This is a genomic window from Auritidibacter sp. NML100628 (genome assembly GCF_003185985.1).
GTDB lineage: Bacteria > Actinomycetota > Actinomycetes > Actinomycetales > Micrococcaceae > Auritidibacter > Auritidibacter ignavus.
The window spans coordinates 54,596-66,979 of record NZ_QHLP01000007.1; the positions used below are offsets into that span (position 1 = coordinate 54,596).

Below are 12,384 nucleotides of genomic sequence, written 5' to 3' on the forward strand. Positions count from 1 at the left end.
TCGATGCGTACTGACCTCGAAGCCGACTTCGCCGAGGTCAATGAGGCGATCGGGCAGCGGGCCGCCGATCTGCGGCAGACTGGTGCCCATGACTGAGATCCCGATCGAGCTGCCGACGCGTAGCCCGCGCCAGACCGAGATCCTCGTCGCCGCACGCCGCCGCGTCGAAGCCGAGGGCTGGGAGGCGCTGAGCATGCGCATGCTGGCAACCGACCTCGGGATCCGCGCCCCGTCGCTGTACAAGCACCTGCCGAACAAGGAGGCGGTGCGCACCCAGCTGCTCATCGACGCCTTCGCCCGGATGGGGCAGGCATGCTGGCGGGTGATCGAGACTGAAGCCTCGATCGACTTACTGCTGCGCGCCTACCGCGCCACCGCTGCCGCGTCACCGGAGCTCTACCGGCTGGCGACGAGCGGGCCGCTCGACCGGGCTGCGCTGCCTGAGGGTTTGGAGGAGTGGTCCGGCCGGCCGTTCTTCGTCGTCACGGGAAACCCGGTGATCGGACAAGCACTGTGGGCGGCCACCCACGGGCTCACGATCCTCGAACTCGACGGGCGACTGCCGCCCGGCAGCGACGTCGATGCCGCCTGGGAGGAACTCGCCGAAGCGTTCGAGTGAGCGGATCTGATCGAGCGGATCTGACTGTTCGGATCAGCGCGCCGCCTGCGGTGCCGGCCGAGAGCCAGCAGGACTGCCAAAGCTTCGGCTGGGATGGTGACATCAAGACCGGTGCACTCGCGGAACAGCCGCAGCCGAGGTAGACGAGCACGGTATCGATGACGCGCTCACGCTCATCAGCGGCGATGGTCGCCAGGCCAGCCTGGATCTCTGACCGCCGCTGGGGAACATCTCCGCCAGGTGCTCGTTGAGGAACGTCACCCACACCTCGCGCTCTGTCGCCCACGTCCCGGGTTCGGCGACCCGGTGCGTCAGCGGGCGCGGGTCATCGGCGGAGAGGAAGTGGGTGAGCAGCCGCTGGAGCTGGAACGCATCATCGGCCGCCAGCGCCTCGGCTTCCTTAAGGTAGGCGCGCTGTGCGTATGACGAGTACTCCTCGAGGGTCTTGAGCACCTCCTCGGCATAGGAAAACAGGCGCGGTGCATCGGCCGCATCGACGCTGCGGGTCAGCCCTGCCCACAGCACGCGAAAGTCCAGCCGGATCGCTGTGAGCATGTCATCGAGAGCGATCCGGCGGGCGGTGCGCCGGCGGCCGAGGTCCTCTGACAGGAAACGCAGCTCACCCGCGTCGGAGCGGCCGGACAGGCGCGCGTGAGGCGCGGCCGTGCACTCGACTGGCTGTGCCTCGGTAGGATCGCTGCAGGCCATCCGCTCACCGTTTCTGAAAAGAAGAGAAGCCCGGATGACCTCCGAACCATCCATTCCCGCAGGCCGTAGCGCTGGCCACCTCATGGTCGAACAGCTCGTGCGCGAAGGCGTCGAGCGCGTCTACAGCGTGTCCGGTGAGAGCTTCCTCGACATCCTCTACGACGCCCCGATCACCAACGTCGTCGCCCGCCACGAAGGTGGCTCGGGATTCATGGCCCTGGCCGAGGCGCGCCTGACCGGCAGGCCCGGCGTCGTCATGGTCACCCGCGGACCGGGTGTGGCGAACGCGATGATTGCCATCCACACCGCCTATCAGGACCAGACGCCGCTCGTGATGTTCGTCGGCCTTATCCCCATCCCCGACCGCAATCGGGAGTCCTTCCAGGAATTCGACCCGCATGCGTGGTTCGGCTCCACGGCGAAGAAGGTTCTCGTCCTCGATGACCCGGACTCCGCCGGCGGACGGCCCGAACCGGTCGTCATCGGCGGTGACGGCTGGCAAGACGGCTGTGGAGCCGAGCTGGCCGCCTGGTGCGTAGCCCACGGGGTGCCGGTGACTTCCGACTTCCGCGTCTATGATGCGATCCCGGCCTCCAGCTCGGCCGCCATCCTCCCGGCTCTGACCGCCGAGGTGCCGGCCACCTCGGAAGCGGAAGCCCGCCGCACCCGACTGGAGCGGATGCGCAGCGAGCACGAGGCCTTCTCCACCGCCCGCGTCGACCGCGGGCTGGGCCGTCCACCTGCAGCGGTGGCCGGGCCTGGGTTGTTCGGAACCACATGGGACCGGCCACCGGTGTTTAAGACCCCGCTTAGCGTTCAGGGGCAGCAATTCGGGTTCCAAGTGGCTGGCTTCTTGATCACGGTCTCAAGAGGTGCACATATGCCACTGATCTTCTGCAGGACTTGGGTTATTTGTTGTAACGAAAGATAACTAGATAGTTGTACGCCGTGGTATTCTGAGCGGTAGGTTACTCTATGGTCGGTGACAGCGGCCGCAGGGTCTATCATCACGATCACCTTCAGAGGGTTTGTCTGTGCGCGTGCACGGCCTTTTGTGGTGTGGTCACGTTTTTTCTCGACAGAAAGTGACTAGCCGTAATGACTGAGATTTCCAAAAACTCTGCCGGACAGTGGCCAGCTTGGCGGCGCGGTGCCATGGCTGCCTTTACCGCTTTTGCTTTGGTTGGTGGTGGCGTTGTCTGTGACGTGACCCAGGCCACCGTGGCGCGAGCTGATCAAGCGGACGCTCCTGCAACAGACGCTCCCGCAGCAGGAGAAGACGTCAGTGACGCCATTGTCCCCAAGAAAGTGAACCCTGAAGGTGCGACAAATCGTTACCCGCGTGCGACGAATCCGCAGGGTACTCGTCCGGCTCCGGTCGCTAGTGAAGTCACTGGCCCGGTGGATGCGGATGCGATTGCTGCTGGTCGAGTCAGCCGCTACGGTCAATTTGCTGCTGTCACCAACCGGGGGTCGTTGGGGACCTTCTCAGGTCGTTTGTACTACAGCAATGGTGCGTCTTTCGACGCCAGTAACTCTGGTGCGGCTGCGTTGAATGATGTGACTCTGTACTTCCAGTGGATGGATAAGGACTCGCCTGCTAGCCCGGTGTTCACCGCGAAGACGCACAACTTGGCCGGTACTGACGGGGCTTTCGGTTTTGGTGATCTCAACTGGGTAGATGAAAACGGCACCCTGCACGTCTACGAGCCGATGAACGCGGTCAATGACGTACGGATCAAGGTGTGGGTTGCTCCGGGTCAGGCTGGTCCTGGTGGTGGTGAGCTGAAGGCTATCCGTCAAGGACCGGGCATGATGAACGGTTTCATGAACCCCACCCGTGATGGTCTCTTCGGGTCGTTCACCACCGAACAGTTCTCCACTCAACGTGGTTCTGTGTGGGTTTATGAGAAGCCTGAAGGTGCGGATCCTGCTAGCTACCTGACGACCCCGCGTGATCAGTGGAAGGTTGATAACGAAGGTCCGGTGCCCACCCCGTCCAACACCTCCGGTACGGGTGGTAACGGGGACAATATGGTCTCCGGCCGTGTCTGGTGGGAATCGGGTGAACCTGATATTTCCATTGCTTTCCCCACCTCATCCGGTGAGAGTCCTGCTCCGGGTACTCGCGTGGTGATGTCGGTGCTGAGCGAGGAAGGTAGTTCGGCTATTCGTGGTTTGCGTAATCTGCCCACGGGTCAGCGGATTCAGCAGCAGAAAGCGCTGTTGGAAGCGAATCCGCAGTATATTAAGCAAACTGTGGTTGCCCCGGTTGGGGACAATGGTCGGTACACGGTGCGTTTCGATCAGCCTATCCCGAATGCTGACGCGTTGTATGGTTTCGTGATTAATACCGACGATGAGATTGTGGCTGGTTACACGCCGTGGACTGTCCCGGCGTTTGGTGATCCGAATGATGGTACTCACACCGCGGCCTTCTGGCAGCCGGCTCGTGGCTCCCTGTACAACGTGTACTTCGCGCTGGTGCCTGACCCGAACCGTGCTGACATTTCGCTTGATCACGACACCGGTGCCAACACCGCCGGTGTTGGTGATGTGGTGACCCCGAGCGTCAATACCGTGTTCTACCCCGGTCAGAATTACGCGATCCGTTGGGTTGATGAAAACGGTAATCAGGTCGGTCAGGACTGCAAGATTACCTCGGCTGCTGAGGCTGCCAACTGCACCTTCACGGTACCCCAAAATGCTAAGCCTGGAACCGTTTACCAGGCGCGGTTGATCATCAACGGCAACATTATGGACTCGGCAGCTTTCCGAGTCTCCGCTCGGGCAGACCAAGTCGAGCCGGCTTACCAGGAAGTGACCGGCGCTCCGAGCGAACAGGTGACTGTTCCGGCACCGACCTACAAGAACAACCAGGGTAAGGATGTTTCGGCCCCGGCTGGGGCAAAATACGCCCTGCGGGACGACGCCCCCGAGGGTGCGACCATCGATGAGAACACTGGTGAGATCACTTTCACTGTTCCGGAGGGTGCTACCCCAGGTGACACTATTGAGATCCCCGTCGTGGTGACCTACGCTGACAAATCCGTTGACCACGTGACCGCCACGGTGAACGTGGTTGAGCCTGACGCTCCGGCCTCTGCGCTATTACCTACCCGGATGTCACTGTGGGTGATGATGGGGATCGTCAGGTGTCTGTGGATCCGGTGATTACTGATGCTGAGGGTAACCCTGCTGAGAAGGGTGAGGGTGACCGGTTTGAGTTTGGTGAGTTGCCGGATGGATTCGTGAAGGATCCTTCTGATGAGTCGGGTAATACCATTATTTGGAATGGTGGCACTGAAGATCCTGCTGATGACATTACGGTGGTGATTGATCCGGAGACGGGTCAGATTACCGTGGATGCTGGTGAGGATGCTGATACTGATGGTCCGGTTCAGGTTCCGGTCCGGGTTGTTGATGAGGATGGTGAACCGACCTTTGAGGGTTCGGTGACCATCGACGTTGATCCGAAGGCTCCGGCGCAGGCTGAAACCTTCGAGCCCGCTTATGAGAATGCTTCTGGTGCGCCGGGTGAACAGGTGACTGTCCCGGCTCCGTCGTTCACCGACGCTGACGGTGCTGAGGTTGATGCTCCGGAAGGGACCTCGTTCCAGGCTGGTGAGAACGCTCCCGAGGGTGTCAGTGTTGATGAGAACACTGGTGAGATCACGTTCACCGTCCCGGAGGGTGCTACCCCTGGTGAGACCATTGAGATTCCTGTGGTCGTGACCTACCCGGATGGTTCCACCGATGAGGTCACGGTGACCGTGACGGTGGATGAGCCGGAGGTTGTTGAGCCTGGTGTTGTGTCTTACCCGGATGTGACTGTGGGTGATGATGGGGATCGTCAGGTGTCTGTGGATCCGGTGATTACTGATGCTGAGGGTAACCCTGCTGAGAAGGGTGAGGGTGACCGGTTCGAGTTCGGCGAGTTGCCGGACGGTTTCGTCAAGGATCCTTCTGATGAGTCGGGTAATACCATTATTTGGAATGGTGGCACTGAAGATCCTGCTGATGACATGACGGTGGTGATTGATCCGGAGACGGGTCAGATTACCGTGGATGCTGGTGAGGATGCTGATACTGATGGTCCGGTTGAGGTTCCGGTTCGGGTTGTGGATCAGGATGGTAACCCCACGTATGAGGGTTCGGTATCGATCGACGTTGATCCGAAGGCTCCGGCACAGGCGGAAGTCTTTGAGCCCGCTTATGAGAATGCTTCTGGTGCGCCGGGTGAGCAGGTGAGTGTCCCGGCTCCGTCGTTTACCGACGCTGACGGTGCTGAGGTTGATGCTCCGGTGGGGACCTCGTTCCAGGCTGGTGAGAACGCTCCTGAGGGTGTGACCATCGATGAGAACACTGGTGAGATCACTTTCACTGTTCCGGAGGGTGCTACTCCTGGTGAGACCATTGAGATTCCTGTGGTCGTGACTTACCCGGATGGTTCCACTGATGAGGTCACGGTGACCGTGACGGTGGATGAGCCGGAGGTTGTTGAGCCTGGTGTTGTGTCGTACCCGGATGTCACTGTGGGTGATGATGGGGATCGTCAGGTGTCTGTGGATCCGGTGATTACTGATGCTGAGGGTAATCCTGCTGAGAAGGGTGAGGGTGACCGGTTTGAGTTTGGTGAGTTGCCGGACGGTTTCGTCAAGGATCCTTCTGATGAGTCGGGTAATACCATTATTTGGGATGGTGGCACCGAGGATCCTGCTGATGACATGACGGTGGTGGTGGATCCGGAGACGGGTCAGATTACCGTGGATGCTGGTGAGGATGCTGATACTGATGGTGCGGTTGAGGTTCCGGTTCGGGTTGTTGATGAGGATGGTGAACCGACCTTTGAGGGTTCGGTGACCATTGATGTTGACCCGAAGGCTCCGGCGCAGGCTGAGACCTTCGAGCCCGCGTATGAGGATGCTTCTGGTGTTCCGGGTGAGCAGGTGAGTGTCCCGGCTCCGTCGTTTACCGACGCTGACGGTGCTGAGGTTGATGCTCCGGTGGGGACCTCGTTCCAGGCTGGTGAGAACGCTCCTGAGGGTGTGACCATCGATGAGAACACTGGTGAGATCACGTTCACTGTTCCGGAGGGTGCTACTCCTGGTGAGACCATTGAGATTCCTGTGGTCGTGACTTACCCGGATGGTTCCACTGATGAGGTCACGGTGACCGTGACGGTGGATGAGCCGGAGGTTGTTGACCCTGGTGTTGTGTCGTACCCGGATGTCACGGTGGGTGATGATGGGGATCGTCAGGTGTCTGTGGATCCGGTGATTACTGATGCTGAGGGTAATCCTGCTGAGAAGGGTGAGGGTGACCGGTTTGAGTTTGGTGAGTTGCCGGACGGTTTCGTCAAGGATCCTTCTGATGAGTCGGGTAATACCATTATTTGGGATGGTGGCACCGAGGATCCTGCTGATGACATTACGGTGGTGGTGGATCCGGAGACGGGTCAGATTACCGTGGATGCTGGTGAGGATGCTGATACTGATGGTGCGGTTGAGGTTCCGGTTCGGGTTGTTGATGAGGATGGTGAACCGACCTTTGAGGGTTCGGTGACCATTGATGTTGACCCGAAGGCTCCGGCGCAGGCTGAAACCTTCGAGCCCGCGTATGAGGATGCTTCTGGTGTTCCGGGTGAGCAGGTGAGTGTTCCGGCTCCGTCGTTCACCGACGCTGACGGTAATGAGGCCGAGGCTCCGGAGGGGACCTCGTTCCAGGCTGGTGAGAATGCTCCTGAGGGTGTCAGTGTTGATGAGAACACTGGTGAGATCACGTTCACCGTCCCGGAGGGTGCTACCCCTGGTGAGACCATTGAGATTCCTGTGGTCGTGACTTACCCGGATGGTTCCACTGATGAGGTCACGGTGACCGTGACGGTGGATGAGCCTGGCGGTGGTGGCGAGGACGACACCCAGGCTGACACCACCACTCCGACGTGGGAGAACGGTACCGTGGAGCCTGGTGGCTCGGTAGATATCCCGAATTCCGGCGACCAACTGCCGGAAGGCTCCAACGTCGAGGCCACTACCGATGCCGAAGGTTGGAAGGTGTCGGCCACCGATGACGGTACCCTGACCGTCACCGCACCTGAGGGTGCTGCTGACGGTGATAAGGCCACTATTGAGGTGACCGTGACCTACCCGGATGGTTCGCAGGACGTAGAGCGGGTCACCGTGACCGTCAACGATCCCAATGGTGGTGGCGACGATGACGAAGCCGGGACCCAGGCTGATGACATCACTCCAACGTGGGTGAACAGCCAGGTTGCCCCCGGTGAGTCCGTTGAGGTTCCGAACACGGGCGAAGAGATTCCGGAAGGTTCCACCGTTGAAGCCAGCACTGATGCCGAAGGCTGGCAAGTTTCGGCCACCAACGACGGCACTTTGACCGTGACTGCACCAGAAGGTGCCTCGCACGGTGAGAAGGCTGTGGTGACTGTCCAAGTCACCTACCCGGATGGTTCTGTTGATAACGAACAGGTCAGCGTCACTGTCGTTGACCCGGCTGTCGGTGATGACGATGACAACAACAACCAAGCTGCTGAGGTTCAGCCCAACTGGGATAACCAAGAAGTGGCGCCGGGCGAGTCGGTGACCGCGCCGAATAATGGTGATGCGTTGCCGGAAGGTTCTGAGGTCGAAGCGACTTCTTCCCAGGATGGCTGGAACGTGACCGTCGGCGATGATCACGGGATAACTGTCACTGCTCCGGAGAATGCCTCCACGGGTGATAAAACCACGATCACGGTAACTGTGACCTATCCGGACGGTTCCACTGACACCGAGACCTTCACCGTGACCGTCAACGACCCGAGTGGTGATAACGGTGGTGAAGAACCTGGCAGTGACCAAGCGAGCGAGGTAACTCCGAACTGGGACAACACCACTGCTCAACCAGGTCAGACTGTTGAGGTGCCGAATAACGGTGACGAACTGACGGAAGGCTCTCAGGTCGAAGTTGCGTCCGATCAGGACGGTTGGACCGTTGAGGTTGGCGAGGATGGCAACACTATCAAGGTGACTGCCCCAGAAGGTGCCGCCCCGGGCGACAAGACCGAAATTACCGTGACCGTGACCTACCCGGATGGCTCCACTGACACCGAGACCTTCACCGTGACCGTGACCGAGCCATCTGATGGTGGTGAGGGACCTGGTGATCAGGAGAAGCCAAACTGGGGTGACGCTGAGGGTGAGCCTGGTGAGCGGATCGAGATCCCGAATGAGGGTGGCAAGGTTCCTGAGGACACCACTGTTGAGGTGGAAGGCCCAGGACGTGCCTCGATCGACGAGGACGGCAACCTGGTTGTCGAAATCGATAAGGATGCGAAGCCTGGTGACACCATTGTGGTGGTCGTCAAGGACAAGGACGGCAACGTGATCGATGAGATCACCGTGACCGTGACCGAGCCATCTGATGATGGTGAGGGACCTGGTGATCAGGAGAAGCCAAACTGGGGTGACGCTGAGGGTGAGCCTGGTGAGCGGATCGTGATCCCGAATGAGGGTGGCAAGGTTCCTGAGGGCGCCACTGTTGAGGTGAAAGGCCCAGGACGTGCCTCGATCGACGAGGACGGCAACCTGGTTGTCGAAATCGATAAGGATGCGAAGCCTGGTGACACCATTGTGGTGGTCGTCAAGGACAAGGACGGCAACGTGATCGATGAGATCACCGTGACCGTGACCGAGCCATCTGATGATGGCGGTGCTGGTGACGGTGGCGACAAGCCTGGTGACGGTGGCGACAAGCCTGGTGACGGTTCCGGTAAGCCTGGTGATGGCGGCGCTGGTGACGGTGCTGGTGACGGTTCCGGCAAGCCTGGTGATGGCGGTGCTGGTGACGGTTCCGGCAAGCCTGGTGATGGCGGTTCTGGTGACGGTGCTGGCGATGGCGCTGGTGACGCCTCCGATGCGTCGAGTGACCACCGTGACAAGCTGGCTTCGACTGGTGCTGGCGTGCTGGGCGCGTTGGGTCTGGGTGGTCTGCTGGCTGCGGCCGGTGGCCTGTTGGCCCGTCGTCGCAAGTCTGAGGACTAAGACTCTGCGCTGCTACTAGTGGTGTAGTTACTGGCGGTGGCCGGTCCCGGGTTCTTCGGAACTACACGGGACCGGCCACTGGCGTTTTTAGGCGTCCACGACGGGCGTGGCGGTGTGGCATAAACGATGAGGGGCTTTCACATACGTGTGAAAGCCCCTCATCGTGGTCCCTTGCACGAATCTGGTTCTACCGATCTAATTCCTGACGGCGCGAAGAGACGACCCCGGTGTTGAAACCAGCGAGGTTCAGCCCGCCATGGAAGCGAGCGTGTTCAATTTTCACGCAACGGTCCATGACGATATTCATGCCATACGACTCGGCCAGGTGTGCTGCCTCTTCATTCCAGATACCCAGCTGGAGCCAGACGATCTTGGCCCCGACGTTGTGGGCTTCTTCGACAACCCCGGGAGTGTCTTCGGGTTTTCGGAAGACGTCAACGATATCGGGTACGACGGGCAGTGCCTCGAGGCTCGGATACACCTTGTGGCCCTGGATTTTCCCACCCTTCTCCGCGAGAACCGGGTTGATGAAATACACATCGAAGGTGGTGGAACTAAGCAGGTAAGTGGCGACAAAGTTGGACGCGCGAGAGGGCTTATCCGAGGCGCCCACGATGGCAATGGACTGGCTCTGGCGAAGCAGACTCAAACGTTCCGGAGCCGAGGGGCCGGTCCAGGTGCGGTCTGGCAATGCTGTGCTCATGATGGTCCTTTCCTGGAGTTAGTGGCTTGCACCATCGGTGGCGGTGGTTAACGCTTGGTCAAGATCCCAGATAATGTCGTCGACGTCTTCGATCCCCACCGAAATACGGATCAAATCATCCGGAATACCGGCAGCAGCCAGTTGTTCATCTGAGAGTTGCTGGTGCGTGGTCGAACCCGGGTGCAACACCAGCGTTTTAGCATCGCCAACATTCGCTAGATGGGATGCCAACTGAACGCTTTGGATGAAGGTATTTCCGGTGTCGCGACCTCCCTTCACCCCGAAGCTGAAGACCGAGCCGACCCCTTGTGGCAAGAGCTGTGTCCCCCGCTCGTAGTACGGGTTGTCGGGAAGCCCCGCATGGTTGACGTAGCTAATGCGCGAGTCCTCGTTCAGCCATTCGGCGACCTGTTGTGCATTAGCAATGTGCGCGTCCATGCGCTGTGGCAAGGTCTCAATCCCTAACATCAGTTGTTGGGCTGACTGTGGTGCCAAGGTCGGGCCGAAATCGCGTAGCTGCTCGTTGCGCACTTTGGTCAAGAACCCGTATTCTCCGAAGTTGCCCCACCAGCTCAGCCCGTTATAGGACTCCACCGGCTCAGTCATCGACGGGAAGTTGCCGTTATCCCAGGGGAAGGTGCCGTGCTCCACCACGACCCCACCCAAGGTGGTGCCGTGTCCGCCCAGGAACTTCGTTGCTGAATGGATGACGATATCGGCGCCGTGCTCAAACGGGCGAATCAGATAGGGGGTGGTCAACGTGGAGTCGACCACCAAAGGAACCCCGTGGTGATGGGCCACCTGTGCGAGACCGGGCAAATCCACGATCGTCGAGGAAGGATTAGAGACGATCTCGGTGTAGACCGCTTTGGTGTTGGGTTGTATCGCGGCTTCGAAGTCGGTGGCCTCAGTGGAATCCACAAAGGTCGTCTCGATACCGAAACGACGCAACGAGACATCCAGCTGGGTCACCGTGCCACCGTAGAGTCGCGATGAGGCCACAATGTGGTCCCCGGCCTGAGCCAGTGCGGCGAAAACCACGAACTCTGCGGCCATACCTGACGACGTCGCTACCCCGCCGATACCGCCCTCTAAAGATGCCATCCGTTCTTCAAACGAGGCCACTGTGGGGTTGGCAATGCGCGAATAGATATTGCCGTATTTCTGCAGGGCAAACAGGTTCGCGGCATCCTCGGTGGATTCGAAGACGAATGAGGTGCTCTGATATACCGGGAGTGCACGCGATCCATGCACCGCATCGGGAACGGTCCCGGCGTGCAAAGCACGGGTGCGGAACCCAAATTGGCGTTCAGCCATCGTCGTCCTTTCATTTCAGGTCACCATTGCAGATCACTGCATGAGGGGTCTATTTCTCTTCTCGTCTATTGTTCTCGCGCTCCGGAGAGAATGCGACCTTTATGACTCATGAGGTCACCTAGACTAGATAGAGCGTCGCCGAGGCCAACCGGATCAGTGTGTGAGGACTTGATGAGTGAAATGCAATCGACGAGCGAGCGCAAGAACTTTTGGGTCACGGGAAAAGGTGTGCTCACCATTGCGCTGATCGCTATCGGCATCACGGCCATCATCATCTTCGGCGTCGTGCGTGCGGTGGGTCCCGATGCCGAGGGTGTGGGACAAGAGGCAATCTATACCGGCGAAACCACGGATTCGATCTGTGGGCTCGGCGGTGTCGCGCGTGAAGGATCCATTGGAAGCACCCCCGACGCTGACTGGGAAAACCACCGCAATATTTTCTTCCCCGTCTCTGAGCAATACGGGCCTGGCCAGCGCAATGATGGCGGAGTGCCCAGTTGTTTTGAGCATTCGCCACGGGGCATGATGTTTGCCGCTGTGTCGTACACCGCCATGCTGACGAACCCGGACCGGTTCGACGACACCGCGCTCGCCATGCCCCTGGGGCCCGGGGACGATGCATCACAAAACAGTTCCCAGGTGATCGACGAGGTACGGGATCGCTTCACTGGCGAAGAATCCGCCATCGGTGGTTTTCGGGTGGTCCGCTACGACGGTGACGCTGGGCTGATTGAGGTCGCGGTCACCAGCTTTGACGGCACCCACACCACTCGAGCCTCGTTGTTGTTGGCGATGGAGTGGGTCGATGGTGATTGGAAAATCGCCGGTGACCTGGATGAGCAACCCGTTGAGATCAGAGACTTGCAGGACCACATTGGTTTCCAGCAATTCCGGGCCTAAGACCGCACCGCGTCCCCAACATTGGGGGAATCAGTCTCATCTTCGCATTATCAAGAAATATTCCTATAATAGATCATCTGTACCGGGCTGTCGTA

Annotated in this window: 8 protein-coding genes; 5 read left to right on the plus strand and 3 right to left on the minus strand. The window is 59.6% G+C overall.

Annotated features, from left to right (window positions below; genetic code table 11):
• Positions 1-88: 88 nt before the first annotated feature.
• Entirely contained in the window at positions 89-619 is a 531-nt protein-coding gene (locus tag DCC24_RS06550; protein WP_110099123.1) for a TetR/AcrR family transcriptional regulator, read from the plus strand.
• 102 nt (positions 620-721) lie between these two features.
• Here the strand turns inward: DCC24_RS06550 and DCC24_RS06555 are convergent, their stop codons facing one another.
• Positions 722-1,381 carry a hypothetical protein gene (locus DCC24_RS06555; protein WP_146206295.1) on the minus strand — a complete coding sequence of 220 codons (660 nt, stop codon included), beginning with the start codon at positions 1,379-1,381 and terminating at the stop codon, positions 722-724.
• On the opposite strand from DCC24_RS06555, the gene DCC24_RS12645 reads away from it, so the two are divergent.
• The 3 genes from DCC24_RS12645 (at position 1,362) to DCC24_RS06570 (ending at position 9,369) form a co-directional block, all read left to right on the plus strand.
• Positions 1,362-2,258, plus strand: a complete 897-nt coding sequence (locus DCC24_RS12645) for a thiamine pyrophosphate-binding protein (protein ID WP_110099125.1) — start codon at positions 1,362-1,364, stop codon at positions 2,256-2,258. The genes DCC24_RS06555 and DCC24_RS12645 overlap by 20 nt on opposite strands.
• A gap of 167 nt (positions 2,259-2,425) precedes the next feature.
• On the plus strand, positions 2,426-4,501 hold the full coding sequence (locus tag DCC24_RS06565; protein WP_110099126.1) for a YPDG domain-containing protein: 2,076 nt from the start codon (positions 2,426-2,428) through the stop codon (positions 4,499-4,501).
• Positions 4,483-9,369 (plus strand): YPDG domain-containing protein, encoded by a 4,887-nt coding sequence (locus tag DCC24_RS06570; RefSeq protein WP_146206296.1) that lies wholly within the window; start codon positions 4,483-4,485, stop codon positions 9,367-9,369. Before DCC24_RS06565 ends, DCC24_RS06570 begins: the two co-directional genes overlap by 19 nt.
• Positions 9,370-9,556: 187 nt before the next feature.
• Here DCC24_RS06570 and DCC24_RS06575 read toward each other — a convergent pair whose 3' ends face one another.
• A complete protein-coding gene (locus DCC24_RS06575) occupies positions 9,557-10,072 on the minus strand; it encodes a CoA-binding protein (protein WP_110099128.1) in 516 nt (171 codons plus the stop codon).
• 18 nt (positions 10,073-10,090) lie between these two features.
• Positions 10,091-11,389: an O-acetylhomoserine aminocarboxypropyltransferase/cysteine synthase family protein gene (locus DCC24_RS06580; protein ID WP_110099129.1), complete on the minus strand. Its 1,299-nt coding sequence runs from the start codon at positions 11,387-11,389 to the stop codon at positions 10,091-10,093.
• Positions 11,390-11,560: 171 nt separating this feature from the next.
• On the opposite strand from DCC24_RS06580, the gene DCC24_RS06585 reads away from it, so the two are divergent.
• Complete coding sequence (locus tag DCC24_RS06585; RefSeq protein WP_146206297.1) at positions 11,561-12,289, plus strand: hypothetical protein; 729 nt, start codon at positions 11,561-11,563, stop codon at positions 12,287-12,289.
• The last annotated feature ends 95 nt before the right edge of the window (positions 12,290-12,384 follow it).